This is a genomic window from Desulfovibrio sp. GTC20076 (assembly GCF_055385905.1).
This window is the reverse complement of record NZ_AP039366.1, coordinates 2,612,281-2,637,990: the sequence shown is the minus strand read 5'-3', so window position 1 is coordinate 2,637,990 and position 25,710 is coordinate 2,612,281. Positions and strand designations below refer to the sequence as shown.

The following is a 25,710-nucleotide window of genomic DNA, read 5'->3' as shown; positions in this document are numbered from 1 at the left end:
TATGATTAAGCACGAATGCGGTGTTTTCGGCATTTATGACCATGACGATGCTGCCCGTCTGGCCTATTTCGGCCTTTATGCCCAGCAGCACCGGGGACAGGAAAGCGCGGGCATAGTCACTTTTGACGGCAAGGCCGTCAATGAACACAGGGGTATGGGCCTTGTACCCGACGTGTTTTCCGAAGCTGACCTCCAGCGTCTTGTGGGGCGTCACGCTGTGGGGCATGTGCGCTACTCCACCACAGGCAGTTCGTCCAGCGGCAACGCCCAGCCTTTTCTTGCCAATTACAAGGGCAGGGCCATTGCGCTGGCCCATAACGGCAACCTGGTCAACGCCGCCCAACTGCGCGAAGACCTGGAAAACGAAGGGGCCATTTTTTCTACCAGCAATGACACTGAAGTGTTCATGCACCTTCTGGTACGCGCCCTGCGCCACAATGATCTGCCTGGGGCCGTCAAGGAAGCCTGTTACAGGGTGCAGGGGGCCTATTGCCTTCTGGTCATGGCTGACGGCGTGATGGTAGCCGTGCGCGACCCCCACGGTTTTCATCCGCTTGCCTTCGGCCGCATGAACGGCAGCCCTGTCTTTGCCTCTGAAACCTGTGCCTTTGACCTGCTTGAAGCCGAATTCGTGCGTACGGTTGAACCGGGCGAAGTGGTTGTGGTGGAAGGCAACAGCGTGCGCAGCGAGCGCCTCATAGGTCCCATGCCCGAAAAGCCCGCCCAGTGCATTTTTGAGCTGATCTATTTTGCCCGGCCGGACTCGTATGTTTTTGACGAACAGGTGTATCAATGCCGTAAAAAAATGGGCTGGAACCTGGCGATGGAATCCGCGCCGGATGTGGATTTTGTCATGCCTTTTCCTGACTCGGGTATTTACCCGGCCCTGGGGTTCGCGCAGCGTTCCGGCCTGCACTACGAGCATGCCATGATACGTAACCACTATGTTGGGCGCACGTTTATCCAGCCTTCGCAGAGCATGCGCAGCTTCGGCGTACGGGTAAAGATCAATCCCGTGCGTGAAATGATAGAAGGAAAGCGCATCTGCATTATCGACGACAGTATTGTACGCGGCACAACCATGATGACCCGTGTAAAAAAACTGCGCGAGCTGGGGGCAAAAGAGGTGCACATACGTATTTCTTCGCCGCCGGTCATGTCACCCTGTCACTACGGCATCGACTTCTCATCGCGGGGAGAGCTTATTGCCGCGCAACACAGCCTGGAAGAGATACAGCGCAAACTGGATGTGGATTCCTTGCATTATTTGAGTATTGAAGGGCTCATGGGGTCTGTGAGTAAACCGCAGCACTACTGTATGGCCTGTTTTACCGGAGAGTACCCCGTGCCTTGCGAGGAATGCGGCGACAAGTTTAAGCTTGAAGGCTCCTGCGGTTCACGCTAATTTCTGGCCCCGGGCCGAAATTCAGGGCCGGGAGCGCCGGAACATTTTAGTTTTGGGATGTATATGCTCAAATAATTACGGCGCTCGCTGTGGCCTTGACAGCGCAGATACACAGTGCTGCCGCCTTTATCCGTACACCTTTCGGCAACGGCTGAAGCCGCGCACCTTGCAAAGACGTCTGCCTGTGCAGCGTCAGGGCAATGTTAAGGCGAAATTTTCTTATTGCGCCACTATTGAGGACGACATGAGTATTGCACGTATCAAGGGCTTTGCGGACATGTTTCCGCCGGACAGCGACATCTTTACCCGCATGGAAAACACCGCGCGGGATATTTTCGGCCGCTACGGCTTTGTGGAACTGCGTACGCCCATAGTGGAGTTTACCGAGCTTTTTCAGCGCTCCATCGGTGAAGAAACCGATGTGGTGCAAAAAGAAATGTATACCTTTCCCGACCGCAAGGACAGGTCGCTTACCCTGCGGCCGGAGGCTACGGCGGGCGTTATGCGTGCCTACATTGAAAGCGGCCTTGCCAACAGGGAAGCGGTCAGCCGTCTGTTCACCACAGGTCCCATGTTCCGCTACGAGCGGCCGCAAAAGGGCCGCATGCGGCAGTTCCACCAGATCAACTGCGAGTGCCTGGGTTCGCACAGCCCGTACGCCGATGCCGACCTTATCAGCATGCTGCTGCGTTTTCTTGATGCCCTGGGGCTTGAAGATCTGACCCTCAAGGTCAACTCCCTGGGCTGTTCGCAGTGTCGTCCAAAGTTCAAGGACGCACTGCTGGCCTATCTTGAAACCGTGGACAGTGCCGCCCTCTGCGCGGACTGCGCCCGTAGGGTGCACACCAATCCCTTGCGTGTGCTGGACTGCAAACAGCCCGGCTGCCGGGCCATCACCGATGCGGCCCCGAAACTGCTGGATTATAACTGTCCGGAGTGCAGGGCGCATTTTGATACGGTGCTCGGCCTGCTTAACGGTGAAAAGCTGCCCTTTGAGCTTGACCACAGGCTCGTGCGCGGGCTTGACTACTATTGCCGCACCACCTTTGAGGTGGTAAGCGGCAGTATTGGCGCACAGGCGGCGGTGGCGGGCGGCGGCCGTTATGACGGGCTTATCAGGAGCCTCGGCGGTCCTGATGCCCCTGGCGTGGGCTTTGCCGCCGGTATGGAGCGCCTGGCCCTTATGATGGGTGCCGGGGCGGCTGTTCCGGCTGATTTTTACCTTGTGGGCATGGATGCGCAGAGCAGGGCGCAGGGTTACGCCCTGGCGCAAACCCTGCGCGCCGCCGGCCTGCGGGGCGAGATGAATTTCAGTGAGGCGGGCTTTAAAAGTCTTATGCGGCAGGCCGGAAAATCCGGCGCGCGGTATTGCCTCATCATGGGACCGGACGAAGCGGCCCAGAACACTGTGGTTGTAAAAAATCTGGAAAGCGGAGAACAGACCACTGTGCCGCAAGCCCAGGCACTACACATTTTGCAAACGGGAACCAACTGACATGACTGAAGAAAGCCAGATGGCGGAGCAGACGGCCCAGGCGGCCGCGCAGGGCCAGGACGTACAGCAGGAACACCAGAAGTATATCACCGGCCTTGGCGACTGGCACCGCAGCCAGACCTGCGGTGAACTGACCCTTGCCAATAACGGGCAGGAAGTCTGCCTGATGGGCTGGGTGCAGTACCGGCGCGACCACGGCGGCCTTATCTTTGTAGACCTGCGCGACCGTTCGGGGCTTACCCAGGTGGTCTTCAGCCCTGATGCCGCCCCAGAAGCCCATAAAAACGCGCATATCCTGCGTTCGGAATACGTGCTGGCCATAAAGGGTCTGGTGCGCCCGCGCCCCGAGGGTATGGTCAATCCCAACATGGTCACCGGCGAAATCGAGGTTGTGGTGACGGAATGGAAGTTGCTCAATACTTCCAAAACCCCGCCCTTTACCATTGAAAACCGTTGTGATGCGGGCGAGAACCTGCGCCTTGCCTGGCGCTATCTTGATCTGCGGCGCCCGCGCATGCAGGACAACCTGCGTCTGCGCCACAAGGTGGCCCAGTGCATACGCCGGCATCTGGACGAAGACGGTTTTGTGGAAGTGGAAACACCCGTGCTTACCAAGTCCACGCCTGAGGGCGCACGCGATTTTCTGGTTCCCAGCCGTCTGAATACGGGCGAATTTTACGCCTTGCCGCAATCGCCGCAGCTTTTCAAGCAGTTGCTCATGGTGGCGGGCATGGACCGCTATTTCCAGATAGTGCGCTGCTTCCGGGATGAAGATCTGCGCGCCGACCGCCAGCCCGAGTTCACCCAGGTGGACATCGAAATGAGCTTCGCGGACGAAGAAACAGTTATGGGCATGGCAGAAAAGCTCATGGCCCGGGTATTCAGGGACGTTATGGGCAAGGAACTTTCCCTGCCGTTCCCGCGTATGCCCTGGGACGAGGCCATGGCCCGCTACGGTGTGGACAAGCCCGATACCCGTTTTGGCCTGGAGCTTGTGGACATCACCGAAATTGTGCGCGGCTCGGGCTTCAAGCTTTTTGCCACGGCTCCGCTGGTCAAGGGCATGAGGGTTCCCGGCGGCGAAAGTATGACCCGCAAGGAAATAGACGCCTTTACCGAATTTGTGAAAATCTACGGTGCGCAGGGTCTGGCCTGGATCAAGATCAAGGCCGACGAATGGCAGTCACCCATTGCCAAGTTTCTTTCCGACGAGGAGCGCAAGGGCATTGCCGCGGCGCTGGATCTTCAGGTGGGCGACATTGTCTTTTTCCAGGCGGGCGAACCGGGCATGGTCAATGCGGCACTGGGCAACCTGCGCGTGCACCTGGCGGACCATATGAACCTCATACCCGAAAACACCTTTAACTTCCTTTGGGTTACAGACTTTCCCCTGTACGAATACGATGAGGAAGAAAAGCGCTACGTGGCCTGCCATCACCCCTTTACCTCTCCGGCCCCCGGGCATATGGAGCTGATGACCAGCGACCCCGCCCGCGCCCGTGCCCGTGCCTATGACATGGTGCTCAACGGCAGTGAGGTGGGCGGCGGCTCCATCCGCATCCATTCCGGTGAGGTACAACGCCGCATGTTTGAAGCTCTGGGTTTTACACCCGAGCAGGCCGAAAGCCAGTTCGGCTTCCTTATCCAGGCGTTGGAGCACGGCGCTCCGCCGCACGGCGGCCTTGCTTTCGGGCTTGACCGCCTTATCATGTTATTGGCAGGGGCCAGCAGCATCCGCGACGTCATTGCCTTCCCCAAAACGCAAAAAGCCACCTGCCTCATGACGGACGCGCCTTCGCCCGTGGCGGCCAAACAGTTGCGTGAGCTTGGGTTGCGCCTGCGTGAGCAGCCCGGCGAAAAAGGCAAGACCGACAAGCCCGGCGAGGCGGAAAAGGCGGAATAAAATCCGCCCGGCCGGAAGGCCTTGAGCACAAGGAAGCAGCTATGATTCTTGATATTGTTACCTATCCTGATCCGCGCCTCAAAGAGGTGTGCGAGCCTGTTGCGGAAGTGACGGACGAAATCCGCCAGCTTGCCGCTGACATGCTCGAAACCATGTATGAGGCCCCCGGCGTGGGACTTGCCGCGCCTCAGGTGGGGCGCAATATACGCATGCTGGTTATGGACCCTTCTGCCCAGAAAGATGAACGCAACCCCCGTGTGCTTATCAACCCTGTGCTGACGCTCTCTGGCGAAGAGATCATCAGTGAACAGGAAGGATGCCTTTCCGTGCCCATGAACTACCGGGCAGACGTGAAGCGCATGAGCAGGGTGCACCTGAGCGCCACCGACCTTGACGGCAATGCCATTGAGGAAGATCTGGAAGACTTTGACGCCATTGTCATGCAGCACGAATACGATCATCTTGACGGCATACTCTTTATTGACAAGGTCAGCCGCCTGCGGCGCAGCCTGTACGACAGCAAGGTAAAAAAATGGCTCAAGAGAAAGACTGCCGTATAGTGTTTATGGGTACTCCCGGTTTTGCGGCCGCCAGTCTGAGGAGACTGGCGGCCTGGCCGCGTGCCCATATTGTCGCTGTATATACGCAGCCTGACCGTCCGGCGGGGCGCGGCCAAAAGCTCGCCATGTCCGCCGTGAAAAAACTTGCGCTGGAACTGGGCATTCCCGTCTGTCAGCCCGCCAGCCTTAAAGGCGCCGAAGCCCAGGCAGAGCTGGCGGCTTTCAGGCCCGATGTGCTGGCTGTGGCCGCGTACGGGCTTATTCTGCCTGATGCCGTGCTGGACATGCCTCGCCTTGCGCCGGTCAACGTGCATGCCTCCATCCTGCCGGGCCTGCGCGGCGCGGCTCCCATACAGCGCGCAGTTATGGAAGGCTGGCAGCCTGGAGCCAGGGCGGGTATATCCATAATGCGTATAGGCAGCCGGCTTGATGCAGGGCCTGTATATGCCATGGGTGATACTCCTATCGGCGAGCACACTTCGGGCAGCCTGCATGACGCCCTGGCGGAACTGGGCGCGGAGATGCTTGTTACCGTTCTGGACGACCTGATGGAGGGCAGGGCGGTGGCTGTGGAACAGGATGAAAGCCTTGCCACCCATGCGGCCAAGCTGGGCAAGCGCGACGGCTATATAAACTGGACGCGCAGCGCGGCCGAGGCCCATGCGCAGATACGCGGGGTTACCCCCAGGCCCGGCGCGCGCACGGTACTGCATCTGGATGCAGGAACAGACTTTGAAGCCCGGAGCATGCCGCTTATTGTTTCACCTGGAACAATCGGAGAAACCGCCGCAGGTACCGCGCCGGGAAGTGTACGGCATGACGGGCAGGACATCAGCATTGCCTGCGGCGACTGCTGGTATACCCTGGGCATGGTGCGGCCTGAAGGCCGCAAGGACATGCCGGTGCGTGACCTGCTCAACGGCAGTTTGAAAAATCTGCCGCAGGGTGTGTGCGGGGAGGCCCGATCGCCGGAAGAGTCGTTGTAGCGGGTGTCGTCAGCATATTTTATTATTGAAATTTCTTGTGGAAAAGACTCTCTTGCCAAAGGGCCTCCCCCTTCCACGTCACAGTCTCAAAAAACTTTTTTCTTGTTTTTGTCTGTGACAGGGGTTCTCCTGTTCTGAAGCGGAGGAGACTGGAGCCGGACCTTCAGGTCACGCCGCTGCCTCAAAGTTGATCTGCCCCGGTGAGGCTCATTTGGGCCTCTTTTTTTTCTTTTTCGCATGGTGGGAAGGGTAAAGGCTCTTTATTGCGCCTGACCCTTGTGAGGCGTAAAAAAAGCCATATGCCCATTTTTATTCAATCCGGGCCTTTTTATCGGCCTTTTTCATGTCCGCTATGCTCCCCCGAGGTTTCATGAAGCTGCGTAAATCCCCCTTCTCGCTGCCGCCCGAACAATATGGAGGCGCACGCAAGCGCATCTTTATCGGACTCATGCTGGCGTCCTGTCTGGTGGTCTGTCTTGGGCTGGCTGTTTTTCTCATCCTGCCCTGGTCCGACCTGCTGGACGGCATGGTCTGGCTTGAGCGCCTCAGCATTACTGTGGGCCTTGTGAGTATAGGGGGGCTCATGTGGCTGTGCCTCATGCTGGTGTTTCACATCTATACCGGCAAAGCCCTGCCCGGCGCGCGCAGTGTGCGCCATATCACCATCCGTCTGTTTTTTCCGCTTATGGAGCTGCTGGCGAAATTTGTGGGCATAGAACGCGGCAAGGTGCGCCGCAGTTTCATCAAGGTCAACAACGAGCTGGTACTTTCCTGCCGCAGGGCGGTGCAGCCCGGAGAACTGCTTTTGCTGCTGCCCCATTGTGTGCAGCGTTCGTCATGCCCGCACCGCCTGGTGCACAATGCCGACCTGTGCCGTCGTTGCGGGCAGTGCCCTGTGGGGGATCTGCTGCACCTGCGTGACAGGTACGGCATACGGCTTGCCATAGCCACCGGCGGAACCATCGCACGTCGCATCGTGGTGCAGACCAGACCGCGCTGCATCATTGCCGTGGCCTGCGAGCGCGATCTTACCTCGGGCATACAGGACAGCTATCCCTTGCCGGTTTTTGGCGTGCTGAACATGCGGCCCAACGGTCCCTGTCTGGATACCCTTGTTCCGCTGGCGGCTCTCGAGGATGCCGTGCGGCTGTTTCTTGGGCTTGAACATATGGCGGCACACGGACAGGCAGGCGAAAAATGCCCGTCTGTCGATGCGGTAATACCTGATGGAGAGGGCCGAGCATGAGCATATCGTTGCGTAAGCTGTCGTGTAACGGCCGCACGGCTGCCCTGCGGGCGCTGTTGCTGGTTGATGACGGGCTGAGCGCCCAGCAGGCCCTTGCAGCTGTTCTGGACGCCCCTGTGGCGCACGGGGCTTCAGGCAACTCGCGCGAAAAGAGCCGCACCGCAAATGCCGGCAGATGCCAGGGGCTTTCAGCGCAGGACAGGGCGCTGTGCACCGAGCTTGTATATGGCTGCCTGCGTACCGAACTGCGCCTGAATTTTCTGTTGGGCAGGGTTTTGCCACGGCCCCAGGGTCTGCCGCGGCCCATGCAGATACTGCTGGCGCTGGCAGTATACGGCCTGCTGTTTCAGGACAAGGTTCCGTCCCATGCTGTGGTTTATGAAGCCGTGGAACAGGCAAGAGCACTTTTTGGCCAGGGGCTGGCCCGGGTCGCCAACGGCGCATTGCGATCTTTGCAGCGCATGGGGGAAGAACCGGCGCAGCCATCCTTTTATGCGGGGCAGTCGGGTGTAAAAAAATACCGGCATGGCGCGGGCGGCACAGACAGTTTTTTGGGAAAATGTATCTTTTATTCCATCCCCTTGTGGATTGGTGAGCTTTGGCGTTCCGCCTATGGTGACGAGGCGGCCTTGAGGCTTATGCAACGCTCTTTTGAACGTCCCTGGGCCGCATTGCGGATCAATGCCCGCCATACCGATGGTGCAGCTCTGCACGCGGTTTTGGCGGCTCCGCAGGCGGAAGGGCGCGCATCTGCGATAGCCGGATTATCCGGCGCGGCTACAGAAAGCGGTGCTACAGAACAAGATTCTTTACAATATCATACTGATATTGCAGATAGAGTAGATAAGAATGAAAATAATGAGGGTCAGGGCAACGGCCATAAGCCCGTTGCCATTGGGCAGTGGGGTCTTGCCTTCGCACCCGGAACCATGCCGCGCGAGGCCCTTGGCCTTGACCTGAGGCAATGGCTGGCACGGGGCGCATTAAGCTGGCAATCAGCCGGGTCTCAGCAGGCTTTGCTCGCTCTTGGGCTGGACCGCTGGCATGAACCTGTGTGGGATGCCTGCGCCGGGCATGGCGGCAAAAGCACGGCCCTGATGGAGTGGGGTGTGCCGGTGAGTTTGTGTACAGACCGTTCTTTTGCGCGTTTGCGGGGGCTGCCCACCCAGTGCACAACACTAGGATTGCCAGTGCCGCCGCACTGCCTGGCTGATGCCATCCGACCTCCGGTAGGGCAATGGCCCGGCCATATCCTGGTGGACGCGCCCTGTTCCGGTCTGGGAGTGCTGGGCCGAAGGCCGGATATCCGCAGGCGGGAACCGCAACATCTTGCTGAACTTGAAGTCCTGCAACAAAACATGCTGCGCGTGCTTGCCGACATATTGCAGCCCGGCCGGGAACTGGCCTATATAACCTGTACCCTCAATCCGGCTGAAAACGAACGTGCTGTGGACCAACTGCTTGAAAATAATTCTGATCTGACAATTGAACGCCAGTGGCAGACAGGGCACAGCCATCCCTGGCTTGAGGGAATGTTTGGCGCTGTACTGCGCAAAAAAGGCTGAAAGGTAAAAATGGGGCAGGGCATTCGGGCTGTTACAAAAAACGTAAGGCGGATTGTGCTATAAGCCATAACTGGCGTAGGTATATGGCAAAAAACAGGCTCCTTCCGGGACAATCCCGGAAGGAGCCTGTTTTTTGCTATGCGCAATGCGGTTTTTGAGTATATTTCAGGGGATGTTGGCGCAATGCGTTTACCGTCTTCTTTTTGATCCGCCTCTGCGGTCGAGGGGGCAGGCTTGGAGCCGGTATTCTAGATGTACTTGCCTGGCTTGGTTTTGGCCGCCCGCCGTGCAGGCGGCAGAGGGTCAAGGGCTGCGCCCCTGCGCGGCAGATCAGCACTCCCCGGGCTAGCCCGGGGTAGCCGGTTATCTTGTGGTCGTGGGGGCCGTGCGGCTTTTGCCGCGGGAGCTTCCTTCTTCGCCTGCTGATTGCCGCTGCGCCGCACAACGTCATCCGCCGCTTTCGTCTTGCATGAAAAATTCAGGGCCTTTTGTCCCATCCGCCCGTGTACAGATTACATCAGCATTTTTACGGGCAACCTGCTGTCCGCAGCGCAGAAGTCCTCTTCTCAAGGGGCAAGCATTTTCTTAGCCCGGCGCACAGGAGTTTATCCATTTATGAGGCCAGATAAGCCGTAAAATAGTGTCCGGGCAAGCTGTGCATATTCTTGTAATGCCACCAGCGTGTGGGGAGACAGCGCCAGTTCAAAGTGCGTTTGCGCTATTGCCCCTCAAGAGCCACACCAAATTTTTCCAGCAATGCGTCCAGCTCCTGCTTGTTAGCGTAATTCAATGAAATGCGCCCGCCGTTTTCGTCGCCGCTTATTTTGGCAGCGCAGCCCAGGGCGCTGCTCAGGTCTTTTTGCAGTACCTTGAATGCCGGGCTTTTCTTGCGTGAAATTTTTTGCGGCGCGGGCTTGCGATCCTGTTTTTCCTCTTCCAGCCAGGGGAGGGCAGAGTTGCCGCGCCAGAAGGCCGCGGCGTCTTCAGCCTCGCGCACGGTCATGCCGTGGCTTTGTATGCGCAGGCGCAGGGCTTCGGCAGCGGCAGGCTCGTCAATGCCAAGAAGGCAGCGGGCATGTCCGGCGCTGATACGCCCGGTCTGAAGGTCTTCCCGCGCGGCGGCGCTTAACTGCAATAGGCGCAATGCGTTGGCAACGGCCGGGCGGCTTTTGCCAAGACGTGCCGCCAGTTCTTCCTGCGTCAGATCCAGGGCCTCGCGCAGGGCCTGAAGGGCCTCGGCTTCTTCAATGGGGTTGAGATCTTCGCGCTGCAGGTTTTCAATAAGCGCGGCGGCCATAACCTCTTTATCGCTCAATTCACGAATATATACAGGTACATTGTCAAGACCGGCCATCTGCGCGGCACGCCAGCGGCGCTCGCCGGCCACTATCTGGTAGGTTTCGCCTCCTGCGAGGGGGCGTACCAGCAGGGGCTGGATAATACCCTGAGCCTTGATGGAGGCCGCCAGTTCGCGCAGGGCGACCTCGTCAAAGTGTCTGCGGGGCTGACCCGGGTTGGGGCGCAAAGAAGAAACGGGCAGACTGCTGCTTGCCGCTTCCTGTTCACGTTTGGGTTCAGAACCGCCAAAAAGCGCGTCCAGACCTCTTCCCAATCCCTTCTTGTTGCCGCTCATATGTATCACCTCATATGTTCTCGCGCCCGGATGCGGGCGCTTTCAGTTGCTGTTTCATCATGAAAAGTGCTTTGCCCGGCCGTGAGCCTTGACAAGGCCGTCCGCGACACGGCAACCTGCGGCATGCCACGGTCATAATAGTTTCCCGGCGTGAGCCGCCGGGGCATCCAGCCGCATGTATTGCGGCCCCAAGCCCGCGCCCGGCCGTGCCGCAGGCAAGCAAAAGGACAGGTCAATGTTTGAACATCCCGAGCTACGCTATGTCACTGACGCCAAAGGCAATGTGGAAGCTGTGCAGCTTTCATACAAACTTTGGGAACAGATCGAGCCAAAGATCCGCAGCCATATAAGCTGCCAGCCAGCGGACAAGCCCCTTGTGCAGGCAGAAGCGCCTCTTAAAGGCTTTGAACAGCTTTTGCAGTACTGGGACTTTAAATATCCCTACACACCTGACGTGGCCTGTCCCCATTGCGGTGCAAAAACTGACGACTGGCGGACAGACCCTGCGCAGCCTTTTTTGCTGACTAACGCCAATATCGGCGGACTGCTTGTTTTTCTTTGCAAATGCTGTCGCACGACAATCAGGAAAAAACACTTTCATAAGCATGTGGCGGTGGAGCATACCACGCCCAGGGCGGAGTAGACCCCATTTCACCATAAGGATCTGTCGATATTCATTTCCGACTGCCAGGACCCGCATGTGTCAAACCTGCGGGCCCTGCTTTTTTGCTCTCAATGCCGTAAGCACTGTGAGAATCTATTGCAGCACAGTGCTTTTTTTTGAAGGCCGCCGCAGCACCACTTCTTTTGACAGTCCAAGGTAGGCGTCCGCGCCCTTGGATTTGATGTCGTAGTGGATGATGGACTTGCCGTGGCTCGGCGCTTCGGACAAGCGCACGTTGCGCGGAATGACCGTTTCAAAAAGATGGTCGGGAAAGCAGCGCCGCACTTCATTTTTTACTTCGCGCGTAAGGCGGTTGCGCGTGTCATACATGGTCAGCACCACGCCCAGCAGCGAAAGTTCCGGGTTCAGCCGTTTTTTTACCTGTTCGTAGGTCTGCAACAGTTTGACTATGCCTTCGAGCGCAAAAAATTCGCACTGCAGAGGAATAAGCAGTTCCCTGGAGGCGCACAGGGCATTGAGGGTAAGCAGGCCCAACGAAGGAGGGCAGTCGAGTATTATGTACTCATAATCTTTCTGAACGGCCTTGAGGCATTCGTCCAGGTAAAATTCGCGCGCCATCTTGTCTACCAGTTCCAGTTCAACGGCGACAAGGTTTGTGCTGGCAGGCAGGATGTCCAAAAACGGTGATCGGCTTTTGGCTATATTTTGACGTACCTGTTCCGGCTCATAAAACGTGTTGTACAGGTCGCCGTGCAGGTTTTCCTGTTGCAGGCCAAGTCCGCTGGTGCTGTTGGCCTGTGGGTCACAGTCAACAAGCAGAACTTTTTTTTCCATAACGGCCAGCGCCGCGGACAGGTTGATGGCCGTGGTGGTTTTGCCCACGCCGCCTTTTTGGTTGGCAATGGAAATAATGCGAGCCATGAAAGCCTCCCCGCCGAAAGGGCAGTGGTGTAAAGTTGCCGTCTGCCGGTCTCTGCGGGCAAACAGGCCATGTGACGCGTTTGTTTTTTTGAACGTTTCACATGAAACATTTGTAAAAAACACGTCAGCACATTGTGTAGTTATTAAAAGAGAGCGCGTGTACCGTCAAGGTATAAAAAAATAAACTGCAAAGCTAAAAAAGTTAAAATTTTTATGGCCGGAGCCTTGCCCCCCAACGTGTTTGCAGGGTAAAATAAGGACGTTTCTGAACATACTGAACATGATGGTAGGCGTGTATGGGGTTTAAAAAGATCCTTCTGGTTGATGACGAGGAAGAAGTCACACGCATCCTGGCCAAACGGCTGGGCCGCAGGGGCTACGAATGCGCCACGGCCGCGAATGGGCAACTGGCCCTGAACGCGATGGAAGACACGGCGTATCATGTTGTTATCATGGATGTGAAAATGCCTGTTATGGACGGCATGAGCGCCCTGCAAAAAATCCACAGGCTCTGGCCGTGTACGCAGGTCATTCTTCTTTCCGGACATGCAGATATGCAGTTGGCCGTGCAGGCCATGAGCGAAGGGGCTTTCGGCTATCTGATGAAGCCCGTTGACCTCGATGAGCTGCTGTTTAAAATCGAAGATGCCGCAACGCAATGCCGCCTTGAGGCGGAGCAGGGTGGCGCCAATAATCCGTCTTGATAGACGTTGACAGGATGTTTTATGACAGTATTTAAAAAAGCAGGGGCCGTAGCCCTTTTGGGCTTGATGACTTTTGGGGGTTGGGCGCTGCTGGCGCAGCAAGGTGCACGGGCCGCTTCTGTTCAGGTGACGGAAGAAAATCTGCCGCAAATGCTGGAAAAACTTTTTCAGGAGCGGCCGGATCTTGTTATGGACGTGCTGCGCAAACATAGCGAAGCCGTGCTTGATATTGCGCAGCAGGGTTCAAACCTGCGCCGCCAGCGCAGCCTTGAAGCGCAATGGAACCAGGAAATGAAAACGCCCAAGCCCGTCAAGGTGGAGGGGCGCCCCGTGCTTGGGGCAAAAAACGCCAAGGTGCGTATAGTGGCGTTTTCTGACTTTACCTGCCATTTCTGCCAGCAGGCCGCGGGCACAGTGAGCGGCATCATGAAAGAATATGGCAAGGACGTGAGCCTGGTATTCAAAAACCTGCCGCTGGACGAAAAGGGTCCGGCCAGTATCGCGTCCAGATATTTTCTTGCTGTAGCCCAGCAGAGCGAAGAAAAAGCCTGGAAATTTCATGACGCGCTTTTTGCTGACAGAAACCGGCTCGTCACCGAAGGCGAAACTTTTTTGAAAAAGACCGCCCAGGACCTCGGCGTAGATATGAAACGCCTTGCCAAAGACGTACACAGCAAAAAAGTTTCTGATATTATGGACGAAGATCAGCAGGACGCGCAAAAACTGGGCGTGGAAGGAACACCGTATTTCTTGGTCAACGACCTCGTGGTACGGGGAGCGCTGCCGCCCGATCTTTTCAAAAGAGCGGTGGATATGGCTAAAAATCAGGCAGACAACAAGTCCGCAAAATAAAGCACAGAGCTGCTTGTCAATATGTCATGATGTTCCGGATAATTTTGTTTTTTGCTCAAAGAAGAGCAGAGCGGGATAGAGCGGGCATAAAGCCGGGTAGGCGTGACCAGCTCATATCTGATGCAGGCGCCCCTGCCGCGGATGTCCGGTAAACGCCTGATGCAGGCGCTTGGCGCAAACGCCTGGTGCAAGCAAAAAGACATCGGCTCTTCATAAAGGCCCTTCGCAGAAATGCGTGGGGCCTTTGTTTTTTGGCGGCGTGCAAGATGTCTGTGAGCTGCCCGATACGACATCGGGGGCGTTGAAGTCTCAGGGATGCGGAAAAACCGTTTGGCCCAATACTGTTGCTGCCCGTTTTGGCTGCGGAAGGCTGAAGTTTGTGTCCTGTCCTTGTTTCCGGGTATTGTCACGGAGTGCCCCGAGGTGCTTGCTGTGCTTGTGCAGATTTGTGCGGCGCGCCTGGCTTGCGGCAAGGCCGGAGAATGCCCCACGGCGCGAATGCCGGCGTGAAGGATGATCGCCTGTCCGGCAGTGGGGTCCTCGTGAGGAACGGGTAACAGAATGGCGGAGTTATGAAGGCGCGTTTTCGCCTTCACTGTGTGTCAGGTGTAGAGCGCACAAGGGGATGGTCGGGAGCGCGAGCTTGCCCCTGTTGCGCTGCATCCAATACGGTTTGGCAGAACAGGATTCACGGTGCCATGTACAGGATTTATCGCTTGCTGCCTCTGTTTGTGTTGCCCGTGTGGCAGGGGATGGCGCGGTATGGCTTTTTATGTGTCGCTGACCGGGGGCAGAGAAGAGAAGCATGTTGCGCACAGTGTCCGTAGAAACGCAAGGCGCACTGTCACACCCGCTTTGAAACAGTGCGGTACCGGCACAGCGGGCAAATGGTGGGGAGTCGGCTAAGCGGGGGGCGGTGTTCTTTGCACATGGGCCGGGTTTGCTGCGGGGCCTGTGGCATATGGGTTGTAGCGGGATTTGCCTCTGGTCAGTTATGACTGTCCGGAACCGGAAGCGGCTTTTCCCTGCTTCAACGATGGTTCTGTGGCATCAGCCGGGTTTTCCGCAGCGCCTTTGCTGCGGATTATGCGTCCCATCCATTGCCGTAACTGTTCAAGGTCAGCCTGTTGCGTTTTTTCAGATGAATGGAGTAAAAGGCGCAGGGTATCAAGTTCTTGTCGCAAATCCGCATTTTGTCCGGAAGCTCCGGGAGCAGTCTGGCCCGCCTGCGCAGGCAGACGTTCCACAACGGCGTGCAGCAATTGCGCAATCCCTTCCAGTGCTGTGGTTTGCCGTTCCATCAACTGCAATGCTGCTGAGGGAAAAAAATCCTGGGCGGGCGGCTGAACAGCCTGAAGCGGGGCATTGCCCGCAAGGGCCACAGCATTACGCGGAAAACGCGCCAGAAGGGCGTCTTCCACAGCGGCCGCCGTGCGGGATTTTTGCATCTGCTCAAGTATGGCGGCGATAACTTCAAGCGTTTCGGGGCGGTAGCGCCGTCTTCTGCCTTCGCCCACACTGGGAATAAAGGCGGCAAAGCGCTTGCAGTAATAGCGGGTTGTGGATTCCGGGAGAGAAAAATGGCGGGATATGTCCGCAATGCTCAGCAGACTTTCACTAATAGCAGTTTTGCGCGCCATGTTTCCTCCTGTGCGAAGCGTGAACTTACATATTGTTGCGTTGTTGCCCGGACCCATAAGGAAGTGTGCTTGAAAAAGAGCAGGGCCGCAGGAGACGTCATAACCGCAACAAGGAAACTACGCTGCGCATTTTCTCACGGGTTACGCGAAAACAATAATAATGGCAAGCAAAAGCGGTAAAAAAGAGGGGTGCTGGCAGGGATATTGCGCAATATCGATATTGCGCGAGTGAAAAACTGTCGCCGGTGCACTGCCATGTGTCGAATTTGACGCAGTTGTTGCCGCAAAAAAGGAATGGCAACACGCATGAAACTGTAGGAAAAAGAAGCTAAAAATAGCCGCAAGCCGCGAAAAGATGACGTATTGCATATCGGAATTGCCTGACAGCGGTCCCTGGCGGCAGACGTGCATGCATCTGTGGCTCACCGGCTTTGCATGCAGGTACCTGCGGAAAAAAACGATACTGTCTGGCACTGCGGTACTGGCAATAACAGGGTGCTGCGTAAGGCAGTCTGTTTGCCGTACCCCATAGTCAGGCGGAAGGGACTGAGAACCGCAATATCAGTTGCGGCATTGCGCAGTGTGAGCGGTCGGTTGTTGTGTTCCATATCGCCGGATGGGAATCTCTGACAAACGGGCATCTCTGATAGGCTGGCTGGCCGGTGTCGCGCTCCGGTAGAGCAGGGGAATGCAAGCAGCACCGGGATCAGTGTATGGCACCACAGGTGTTGGGAGCAGGGGCTGGGAGAGATCAGATTTCTGGTCGTGCATACCCACGGTCAGTGCCGTTGACTGCTCACCGCCGCATTGAGGCGGCTGGGGAGGCAGGCCGCCTGCTAGGGGCTTGCGGCCTGCATTCATAGACCTCGCCAGTCGGGCCGTCAGCGCACCACACGGCGCACGGCGATGAGCTTGCTGCGCCAGTAGGGGATGGTTATGCTTTCCATACGCACCTTTTCACCCCGGCGCGGGCTGTGGATAAAGCTGTCGCCCCCGGCGTAGATGCCGGTATGCAGGCCGCGCGGGCTTGAGCCGGTACGGAAGACAACGATGTCTCCGGGCCGCGCCTGATCCTTGGGCACAGCATACCCGGTCTTGGCCTGGTCCACGGTAATGCGGGGAACCTTGTAGCCGTTCTGTTTGTAGACCCACCAGATGAGTCCGGAGCAGTCAAAACCCTTTTGCGGCGAGGCGCCGCCGGAACGGTATTTTTTCCCCATCTGGCTGTAGGCCGTGCGCACTACCTTGTGGGCGGACTCCGGAGCTGGACCGGGATCTACCGGACGTTGCAGGCCGCACCCGGCAAGCAGAAAAAAAGCGAGCATGAGCAGCGCAGCCCACGGCTTTGAAAAAATATGTATGTCGGTCATTCCTTTCATGGCAGCCTCATGCACAGAGACCCTTGCGGGCAGGTGGTTTTCTGTGCAACCCATGCCTTTTATGGCAACAGGGCAAAATACTTGATAACCCGCAATGTTACCCAAGCATAATGCGTGCCAGACGGTTTTGGGCAGCAAAAGGGATGCTATTTCAACTGGTAGAAATTGTTTAGAAATATCAAATTGTTTCGGCAGCAGCTTCTGCCGGGCCTTGTGTCTGCATTCTGACGCGGCCCCTGTACAGGCAATCCCCATGCGGTCTGTGTACAGTACGCCCTGCGGCAACGGAGAAAAAATCCGGATTTTTGTCCGTAACTATGGGTTTGCACTGCCAGGCCAGCTGCGTAATATCTTTTAGCGCAAGTAACGCTTCGACTGATTGCTTGACGGTCGGCAAAACCGCCTTACCGGCTGGCTACAAGGATTCGGAGGCAAACCCTTGTAGAGCACTTTTAGCTGCTCTGACCGCCACGTGAACAGCCGCCCCCGGACGGTATATGCGCAATTCGGTTACACCGTTAGATGCCGTAACGAGCGCTCTTTCAACCTTGAAAATACATGTTCTCAAGGCTGAAATATTCTTATGCGGTACAAGAGTGCGGAGCGCCGTTGGTAATATCTACGTTATTACCTGTGAAACAGGACAATGATCAGTAAAGATATTGCCAGTTCGTTGGGCGCAAAAGTTCAGGCAGACATCAAGGATTGTTTCAAGGTTCGCTTACCCTGCATCTCTATATTTTTAATGCCAAACTACGTCAGTTTCCGGCTCAGGATTTGCCCCTTGGTTTTTCCTCCGGCCCTGGCGGCAGCAGGGAAAGGGAGCGCACAAGCGTCTGCCTGTGCGGGGTCAGGACGCTCTGGCGGCAGCAATGGCGTATCTGCTCAAGAAAGGGCGAAGGCGGCAGGGCAAGGCTTTTTCCGTACAGGGTGCGCCTGGCGCTGTGACTCACAAAAAGCGCGCGGGCGGCACGGGTCAGGGCCACATAAAGCAGGCGGCGTTCTTCATCTTCCTGTTCCGGGGCCTCATACTCGTTTGCGGCAGGCCCGGCGTCAGTGCGTGCGGTGTCAGCTACGGTCGGGGCGATGGCATCAGCGGTGTCGGCGTTGCTGTTGCCCGTATTCCTTGCCGCCCCCGTGATCGCATCCGTGGCCGGGCCGAAAAGCATATCACGGCGCAAAGGCAGCAGGCCGTCCTCAAGGCCGGGCAAAAAGACTGCCTGGAATTCAAGTCCTTTGGATGCGTGCATGGTCATGATCTGCACATGCTCGGCCTTGTTGCGCACCATCTCTGTTTCCTGCAGCCATGCCAGATGGTGCAAAAATTCCTGCCAGCTTTCCTGTTCTTTCCAGCTTCGTTTCAGTTCGCGCCAGGCCCGCCCGGTAAGCAGTACCTCGCCTGCCCAGTTTTGTCCGGCCAGCCAGCTTTCCAGATCGCCCGGGGGGGGCAGGGGACCGGCAGCGGCAAAGGGATTGTCTGTCGCGGTGTCCAGATCTTTTTGCAAGCTTTGCTGCGGCGTGGCTGCATCAAATACCTGTGCCAGCCCGGAAAAACCACAATACACCGCGGCCAGTGCAAGCAGCCGGGCGCAGGCGGCATCCTGCCAGAAGGCTTCTTCGACCGGGGCCGAACAAGGAATGCCAGCCTGCTCCAGCGCGGCCTTCAGCGGGGGTATCTGTGCGCGCAGGCGCACAAGAACGGCAATATCGCCGGGGGCAAGCGTTCCGTCCAGTTCGTGCGCTTCGGCGCTGTTCTGCTGCTGATCCAGCAGAGTATGGCCTGTGGCCCCAAGCAGGGCCTGCACCCGGCGGCTTATCCAGCGCAGTTCGGCTTGCTGGTCCGGTGCGGAAAACAGGCGCAACTGCGCATTGAGGCTCTGTGCCGCGGTGAGGGGGCCGCATTGCCCTTTGTGGAGCAGCAGGTTGTGCGCCATGTTCAGCACTGCCTGGCTGGAGCGGAAGCTGCGGCCGAGGCAGTAAACAGACAGCCCGGGCCATATGGAGCGCAAGCTGGCCTCGCTTTGTCCCGACACGCCGCGAAAGCCGTAAATGGCCTGATCCGGATCGCCGATGCCGAAAAAGCCGGAACCGTCAGGCGGCAGCATGCCTCGTATGATATCAAGCTGCACGGGTGAAAGGTCCTGCACTTCGTCCACCAGCACATGTTGCGGCAGCATGTCGCGCGGCAGGTCATCCAGATGGTCCAGCCACCAGTCCAGCAGGTCTGCGTAGTCGACATAGCGAAAGTCCGGCCGTTCGGCCTTGCGGGCCGTATAGCGGGCGGCAGCCAGTTCAAGCGCGGCATGCCCTGCGTGCAGGGTGTGACGTGTTTCGCGCGCCAGAGAAAGCTGGCGCCACAGTTCGCGCGCCTCGCGTGCCTGCAGTTGCGGGTTGGCAGCCATGAAAAAACGCAGGGCGGCGTCTTCGCCAAGCAGCAGGCATTCTTGCCCCTGAGCCTGGGTGACAGCGCGCATTCGGCCCCATGCCAGGCCGTGCAGGGTGTCGCAGCAGGGCAGGTCCTGCATGTGCGGCAAGACAGCGGCAAGGCGCTGGCGCATTTCATTGGCGGCGCGGCGCGTAAAGGTAACGGCAAGCAGTTTGTGCGGCGCTGTACCCTGATCAAGCAGGTGCTGGATGCGGCCCACAAGCACACGTGTTTTACCCGCGCCGGGACCGGCCTGCACCAGCACCGGACCGGGTCCGGCCACAAGGGCCTGATACTGTTCTTCGCTGAAGGACCCTGTGCCGCCTGATGCTGATGTGCCGTGCCCCGGCTGGCCGGCTTGGGAGGGCGAGGCTGCGGCGGGCCGTTCTTTCATGAGGTCCAGCATGTTCATCGAGGCTGCCCTGGTCCGGCGCATTTTGACTGCTGGGGCTGTACCGGTGGCACTGTCGCCGGTGATTTTGGCGGCGTCAGCCGCGCTCGGCCCGGCCTTGCGGCTTTTGACAGGGGCAAGGCCGGGCAGGGCGCCGCGCCTAGCGCCACGCCAGGTATTGCGTATGTCGTCCAGTTCTTCAGGCGTAAAAACACGCACCACACCGTATTCGCCGTCGTATCCGCCCTGGCGGAAGACCTGCCCCCGGCGCATGCGGGCCACGGCTTCGCCCAGCGGCTCCCAGTGGTCGCGTATTTCCTGCTCGGGCATGCGGCAAAGAATGTCCAGCTCCGGGCCAAGCTCGCGCAGCAGGCTGCCATAGCGCTCCTGCACCCTGCGTGATGCGATGCCCACGCCCAGAATTTCTCCCACCACTTCGGGCAGAGGTATAAGCGGCCGGGCTTCAGGTTCATGCGGAAGCTGGGGTGACTCTTCCCTGTCGGCCAGTTCCCATACGCGGTGCAGCACGCCCACAGTGAGCGGTTTGCCGCATACAGGGCAGATATTGCCGAGCTTGCGTGATTCTCTGGGTTCCAGAACCACGTTGCAGGCGCGGTGCCCGTCCAGATGGTATTTGCCTTCGTCCGGGTAGAATTCCATTGTGCCGAGAAAGCGGCAGTCCAGGGCATCCTGCGGCTGACGGCGAGCCGCCGTGCGTAACGCTTCAAACATGCCCGCATAGGAGGGACGCCCCGCAAAAAGATTGGCCTCGCGGCCCAGGTTGGCTCCGGAATGCGCATCTGAATTGGATACAAGGGCGTAGCCATCGAGCTGACTGACCAGGCGGTTCATCTCCGGGTCGGAAGAAAGGCCGGTTTCAAGGGCAAAAATATGTTCCGAAAGGTCGCCGTAGCAGTCGGTCAGGCGATCAAAGCCGGACTTGGAGCCAAAAAGCGCGAACCAGGGGGTCCATATATGGGCGGGAATCATCACGGAATCTTCGGCGCATTCCAGCATGATCTCCAGCAGGTCGCGCGAGTCAAGGCCGAGAATGGGCCTTCCGTCCGAGTGCAGGTTGCCGATCTGCTCGAGGCGCAGCGAAAGCCTTTCGGCATCTTCAAGCGTGCGCACAAAAATGAGATTATGTACCTTGCGCACCTTGCCGTGCCGTTTGTAGATGGAGCTGATCTCGGCCTGAAGCATGAAAAGCGGCTTTTCGGCACTGCCGTCGCCCATATGCCCGCCGGCCATGACATCAAGCTCTTCCGGCTCTCCTTTGAGGCGGTACATGCCGCTGGATTCGTCCAGCTCAAGCTGCTCTGAAAGTTCCGCCCGCCACTGCGGATGGGTGAAGTCGCCCGTGCCAAGAACGCCGATGCCTTTGCAGCGCGCCCACGCGGCCAGATGGCGGGCATTGAGGGCCTTGCTGGTGGCACGGGAAAAACGGGAATGAATGTGCAGGTCGGCTATGAAATTCATATGCGGTTCTCTGTCATGATGCGGTGAAAAGAGCACTGTCGCCGGCATCGTTCCGGCTCAGCCAGGGGCAAAAGCGCAGCGCTTCGGCTGTCCACAGCGGCTTGGCATCGGGAGAATCGCCGTGCAGGCACAATGGTGCTTCAAGTACCGTGTCGTGGGCCGCATTTTTGCGTGATTCTACCAATATTCGCAGGGCAGGGCCGCCCGCGCGGGCATGCACGGGCAGAATACGCCTGATCCCAAAGCGGGCCGCCTGCATGGCGGCGCAAAGCTGCGGCAGGGCGCGAGCGTCATGAATACAGAAGAAATATCCCTGATGGCGCAACAGCATGGCGGCGGCACGGCAGAATGTATCCAGCACCTTTTCTCCGCCGGCGGTGTTGCCGTTTCCGCGCAGGGCGCGCTCTCGCATGGCCCGGGGCGAAGGGCGGCCCCCGGTATCGTACGGGGGGTTGGCCATGACGATGTGCTGGTTTCCGGCCAGTCGTCTTGCGCCCGCCGGGCTGGCTTGCGTATGCGGTAGCGCAGGAACGGCAAGGGCGGCCAGAGCTGACCTGTCGGCGATGTCCAGCATGGCAAAGCGCGCTTGCCCGGACGGAGCGGTCACCCCGTCAAGCCCGTCCAGACTCGCCGTCATATCTGGCAGATCGGATACATCGGGCAGGCCGACATGGCCGGACAAGCCCAACAGGCGAGCATTGCGCCGCGCCGCCTGTACCAGCGGCTCTTCACGCTCAAGACCCAGCCCCGCCACCTGCGGGCAGCGCAGGGCCAGGGCCAGCAAGGCCGCGCCACAGCCGCTGCCAAGCTCCGCAACAGGCACAGGGGGCAGTCCGGGAGACCGCGCAAGGGATCCGCCAGCCGCGTATCTGTGTTTTTTTGCTTCCAGATGCCGCGTAACAAAGGCTGCCAGCAACAGCGCGTCCGCCCCAAAGCGAAGGCTGCCCTCGGGCTGTTCCAGCCCGGCCGGAAAGCGCGCCCGGGCGCTCATGACATCATGTGGCGCGGCATATTGCGTCATCGTCACTGTGTGCCGCCGTGTTGCGGACGTACCTTGTGTTGCGCGCCGGGCAGCGGCCTTTGCTGCCGCCCGGGCATATTCCATATTGCTTACAGCAATGAGCCGTCCCAGTTGAACAGGCTTTCGCGCCGCATGTCGGGCAGGCTGGCTGGCGGGTTTTCCTGCATGTGCGCAAAAAATCCGTAGCCCGCGGCGGCCATTTCCTGCCTTTTGGCGGTGAGGTCAAGAGGCCAGCCGGGATATATCCAGATATTGCCGCCGTACTGCCGCGCCCAGAAAGGCTCGCCCTTGGGACTCAGGAACGGCTCGTTGGTCTTGACGCCAAGCAGGCCGAAACGGCTCAGCCCCACAGGCCAGAAGCCGGAAAGCACCGCGCCAAGGGGCAGGGGGCTTTGGCGGGGCAGGGCCAGCATTTCTTCACGCGGCAGTTCCGGGCTTACAAACGCTCCTGTAAAGCCCATGCCTGCCAGTATGCCCAGGGCAGGGGCATTGGCCGCGTTGCAGAACGGCCCCACCAGCAGATCGGCGTTTTCGTCCAGACTGTCGGGGAACAGGCCGCGCTGCCACGGCTCGTTACAGACAAAGTGACGCGCACCGTCACGCCAGAGGCGCGCAACGCTGCGGCGCAGGGTTTCTTCTTCGCCGGGCCAGACCACGGGCGGCAGCCACCAGCAGATGCGCTGCACCACCGTGCGCGAGATGTCGGCGCTGCGGGGCGAAAGCCAGAGGGCCTGCAACTGGTTTTTACCGCCGCGCATGTCTTTGCCCTGCGGAATGCTGGAGCGGACGTACATGTCCGGGCGGGGTCTCGGCCTGACGGGTGCAGGCATACGCGGGCTGGATTCCACGGCCTTGCTCTGGCGGCCGGGAAACTGGTCAAGGCGTGCCTGCCAGCTTTTGAGAATGCGCATAAGCTCCGGCTCGCGCCGGTCAATAAGAAAAACGGACGTGCCCGCTTTGGGCGTTTTGTGCTTGGGCAGGCGCATGATGAGGCTGCCGCCTTTGGGAATACGCCTTGTCACGGGCAGGGTGGCATGCCAGCGCTCGTCTTCCACGCCCACGCGCAGGTAGTCCTGCGGCAGCAGTTCCAGGTGGGGTTTCAGCACCACGCTGCCGTCCTGCTCGATGCGCAGTTTGCCCGCCAGAAGGCCGGAACTGGTCTGGCCGTCGGGCGTGGTAGGCACGGTATTGTCTTTCTGCGGCAAAAAACGTGCCCGGGTGGCCGGACGGCCCAGGGCCATCTGAAGGATTTCTTCAGCGGTCTTGCGGGCCTTGGGGTCGCCGGGATTATCACGCAGCATGCGATAGGCCGTGACCACATGATAAACGTAGTGCGGCCCTTTCTTGCGTCCTTCAATCTTCCAGGAAACGAGGTGGGGGATGTCCAGCAGTGTTTTGGCAAGCACGTCAAGGGAAAGGTCAAGGCAGGAAAACCAGCGCCCGCTGTGTTCCTTGCGGCCGGGACCGCGCATGCTTCCCTGCCGGCCGGAGCGCCCCCGGCCATGGGCAAGGGCGGCGGCTTCATTGCGGTCATGTCGTCCATCACGGCGGCCGTCGCCACGGTCGCGGGTGTCACGTGAACCCCGGCGATCCTTGCGCGCGATATCCATGCGGGACTGTTCCTGCCGGGCGCGGTCCATTTCTTCCCGTTCCGCATTGCGGACAAGGGCCAGCGCAGCGGGGCCGCCCTGGCGGTAGACGCGGCGGCAAGGCTGCACACAACGGCCGCGCAGGCCACTTTTGCCGCCCATATAGCTGGACCAGTAGCAACGGCCGGAAACGCAATAGCACAAAGCACCGTGCACAAAGCACTCAAGGTCAAGCCCTTCGGGGCAGGCTTCGCCCATGAGGCGTATTTCGTCAATGGAAAGCTCACGCGGCAGGATAACGCGGCTGGCCCCAAGCTTTTTTGCTTCCACAAGGGCGTCGGGATGCGTGAGGTTGGCGAGGGTGGAAAGAAAAATGCCGCCCTCAAAACCGGCCTGGCGCGCCAGATCGAGTATGGCAAGATCCTGCACGATAAGGCCGTCCGGGCGCACCTGGGTTGCCAGCCGCTTGGTGAGGCGGTAGGCGGCGGCAGGCTCGTCCGGCTTGATAAGCGTATTCATGGCCACATAAACGCGGGCATTTTCGGCATGGGCCAGGTCGGTCAGGCGTGAAAGTTCGGTCAGGCCGAAGTTTTCGGCCTGCATGCGCGCCGAAAAATGCTTGAGGCCCAGATAGATGGCGTCTGCCCCGGCAGCCAGTGCTGCCAGAAAAGACGGAGTGTCTCCTGCAGGGGCCAGAATTTCCGGCCGGGCCGGAGTGGGAACAGTAACAGCGCCAGACGCCGGAATAATTGAAGAATCACTCATATTTTATAATACTCTTTATACCATTCCACAAAGCGGGCGATGCCCTCGCGCAAGGGCGTCGACGGGGCAAAACCCGTAAGGGCGGTGAGGTCGTTGATGTCGGCCCAGGTGGCCTTTACGTCGCCGGGCTGCATGGGCAGCATGTCCTTGCGGGCTTTCATGCCCAGCGCGTCTTCAAGGGTGGCGATAAAATCGTTGAGTTCCACCGTATTGTTATTGCCGATATTATAAATGCGCCAGGGCGCGGAACTGGAAGCCGGGTCGGGCGCTGCCGGGTCAAAGGCCGGGTCTGGGCCGGGGGCCAGGGGCAGCAGGCGTACAATGCCTTCCACTATGTCGTCAATATAGGTGAAGTCGCGGCGCATGCGGCCTTCGTTAAAGACCTTGATGGGTTCGCCGCGCACAATGGCGGTGGTAAAAAGGTGCAGGGCCATGTCCGGCCTGCCCCACGGGCCGTATACGGTGAAGAAACGCAGCCCGGTGCAGGGGATACCGTAGAGATGGCTGTAGGAATGGGCCATAAGCTCGTTGCTTTTTTTGGTGGCCGCATACAGGCTAACCGGATGGTCCACATTGTGCCGTACAGAGTAGGGTTGGGCCGCGTTGAGCCCGTAGACCGAAGAAGATGAGGCAAAAAGCAGGTGGCCGACCTTGTTGTGGCGGCAGCCTTCAAGCACATGACCAAAGCCTGTCAGGTTGGAGCTGAGATAGGATTCGGGATTGACGAGGCTGTAGCGCACCCCGGCCTGCGCGGCCAGATTCACAACATGGCTGAAACCTTCGCGCGCGAAAAGGGCGGACATGCCCGGCCCGTCGGCCAGGTCCAGCGGTTCGAAACGAAAGCACGAGGCCTGGGGCAAGGCGGCCAGTTGCGCCAGGCGGTCTTTTTTCAACTGCACGTCGTAGTAATCGTTGCAATTGTCAATGCCTACCACGCTGTGCCCGTCGGCCAGCAGCCGTGCAGCCAGGTGATAGCCGATGAATCCTGCCGCGCCGGTTACCAGAACGTGCATATGATTTTCCTCCAGTTGTGCATGCAGGCAAGGTAAGCCAGATGCCGTCCGTGAGCAAGCAAAGGCCGCAGGCCCGGGATGGCTTTGATGAAAATCTGCCGCGCCCGGCCGTC

The 25,710-nt window shown here is 58.8% G+C and carries 18 protein-coding genes; 10 read left to right on the top strand and 8 right to left on the bottom strand.

Annotated elements, in window-relative coordinates:
• The first annotated feature begins 1 nt into the window (after position 1).
• From purF to ACZ495_RS11565, 7 genes are all read left to right on the top strand, one after another.
• A complete protein-coding gene (gene purF, locus ACZ495_RS11595; protein WP_012623660.1) occupies positions 2-1,405 on the top strand; it encodes an amidophosphoribosyltransferase in 1,404 nt (467 codons plus the stop codon).
• A gap of 244 nt (positions 1,406-1,649) precedes the next feature.
• On the top strand, positions 1,650-2,900 hold the full coding sequence (hisS, locus tag ACZ495_RS11590; protein ID WP_464262295.1) for a histidine--tRNA ligase: 1,251 nt from the start codon (positions 1,650-1,652) through the stop codon (positions 2,898-2,900).
• Between the two features lies 1 nt (position 2,901).
• Positions 2,902-4,803, top strand: a complete 1,902-nt coding sequence (aspS, locus tag ACZ495_RS11585) for an aspartate--tRNA ligase (RefSeq protein WP_394026827.1) — start codon at positions 2,902-2,904, stop codon at positions 4,801-4,803.
• 41 nt (positions 4,804-4,844) lie between these two features.
• A complete protein-coding gene (gene def / locus ACZ495_RS11580) occupies positions 4,845-5,363 on the top strand; it encodes a peptide deformylase (RefSeq protein WP_012623663.1) in 519 nt (172 codons plus the stop codon).
• Positions 5,336-6,349, top strand: a complete 1,014-nt coding sequence (gene fmt / locus ACZ495_RS11575; RefSeq protein WP_407845158.1) for a methionyl-tRNA formyltransferase — start codon at positions 5,336-5,338, stop codon at positions 6,347-6,349. The genes def and fmt overlap by 28 nt, the downstream gene beginning before the upstream one ends.
• Positions 6,350-6,719: 370 nt before the next feature.
• Positions 6,720-7,595, top strand: a complete 876-nt coding sequence (locus tag ACZ495_RS11570) for a DUF116 domain-containing protein (RefSeq protein WP_012623665.1) — start codon at positions 6,720-6,722, stop codon at positions 7,593-7,595.
• Complete coding sequence (locus ACZ495_RS11565; protein WP_464262294.1) at positions 7,592-9,160, top strand: transcription antitermination factor NusB; 1,569 nt, start codon at positions 7,592-7,594, stop codon at positions 9,158-9,160. The genes ACZ495_RS11570 and ACZ495_RS11565 overlap by 4 nt, the downstream gene beginning before the upstream one ends.
• Positions 9,161-9,878: 718 nt before the next feature.
• On the opposite strand, the gene ACZ495_RS11560 is transcribed toward ACZ495_RS11565, so the two are convergent.
• Entirely contained in the window at positions 9,879-10,793 is a 915-nt protein-coding gene (locus ACZ495_RS11560; RefSeq protein WP_012623667.1) for a ParB/RepB/Spo0J family partition protein, read from the bottom strand.
• A 235-nt stretch (positions 10,794-11,028) separates the two neighbouring features.
• Between ACZ495_RS11560 and ACZ495_RS11555 the strand changes: the two genes are divergently transcribed.
• Positions 11,029-11,436, top strand: a complete 408-nt coding sequence (locus tag ACZ495_RS11555; protein ID WP_012623668.1) for a hypothetical protein — start codon at positions 11,029-11,031, stop codon at positions 11,434-11,436.
• A gap of 114 nt (positions 11,437-11,550) precedes the next feature.
• Here ACZ495_RS11555 and ACZ495_RS11550 read toward each other — a convergent pair whose 3' ends face one another.
• Entirely contained in the window at positions 11,551-12,339 is a 789-nt protein-coding gene (locus ACZ495_RS11550) for a ParA family protein (RefSeq protein ID WP_012623669.1), read from the bottom strand.
• A 296-nt stretch (positions 12,340-12,635) separates the two neighbouring features.
• Between ACZ495_RS11550 and ACZ495_RS11545 the strand changes: the two genes are divergently transcribed.
• Positions 12,636-13,043: a response regulator gene (locus ACZ495_RS11545; protein WP_012623670.1), complete on the top strand. Its 408-nt coding sequence runs from the start codon at positions 12,636-12,638 to the stop codon at positions 13,041-13,043.
• 21 nt (positions 13,044-13,064) lie between these two features.
• Positions 13,065-13,895, top strand: a complete 831-nt coding sequence (locus ACZ495_RS11540; RefSeq protein ID WP_394026816.1) for a DsbA family protein — start codon at positions 13,065-13,067, stop codon at positions 13,893-13,895.
• 992 nt (positions 13,896-14,887) lie between these two features.
• On the opposite strand, the gene ACZ495_RS11535 is transcribed toward ACZ495_RS11540, so the two are convergent.
• The 6 genes from ACZ495_RS11535 to ACZ495_RS11510 all read right to left on the bottom strand — a co-directional run bounded on the left by ACZ495_RS11535 (position 14,888) and on the right by ACZ495_RS11510 (position 25,597).
• The gene (locus ACZ495_RS11535) at positions 14,888-15,535 is read right to left on the bottom strand and encodes a MerR family transcriptional regulator (RefSeq protein WP_072311950.1); all 648 of its coding nucleotides are present in this window, start codon (positions 15,533-15,535) and stop codon (positions 14,888-14,890) included.
• An 881-nt stretch (positions 15,536-16,416) separates the two neighbouring features.
• Positions 16,417-16,914, bottom strand: a complete 498-nt coding sequence (locus tag ACZ495_RS11530; protein ID WP_012623673.1) for a C40 family peptidase — start codon at positions 16,912-16,914, stop codon at positions 16,417-16,419.
• A 770-nt stretch (positions 16,915-17,684) separates the two neighbouring features.
• Positions 17,685-21,209, bottom strand: a complete 3,525-nt coding sequence (locus tag ACZ495_RS11525; RefSeq protein ID WP_464262293.1) for a UvrD-helicase domain-containing protein — start codon at positions 21,207-21,209, stop codon at positions 17,685-17,687.
• Positions 21,210-21,222: 13 nt separating this feature from the next.
• Entirely contained in the window at positions 21,223-22,230 is a 1,008-nt protein-coding gene (locus ACZ495_RS11520) for an N-6 DNA methylase (protein ID WP_394027804.1), read from the bottom strand.
• Between the two features lie 89 nt (positions 22,231-22,319).
• Positions 22,320-24,584: a peptidase U32 family protein gene (locus tag ACZ495_RS11515; protein WP_012623676.1), complete on the bottom strand. Its 2,265-nt coding sequence runs from the start codon at positions 24,582-24,584 to the stop codon at positions 22,320-22,322.
• A complete protein-coding gene (locus ACZ495_RS11510; protein WP_012623677.1) occupies positions 24,581-25,597 on the bottom strand; it encodes an NAD-dependent epimerase in 1,017 nt (338 codons plus the stop codon). Before ACZ495_RS11510 ends, ACZ495_RS11515 begins: the two co-directional genes overlap by 4 nt.
• Positions 25,598-25,710: the final 113 nt, after the last annotated feature.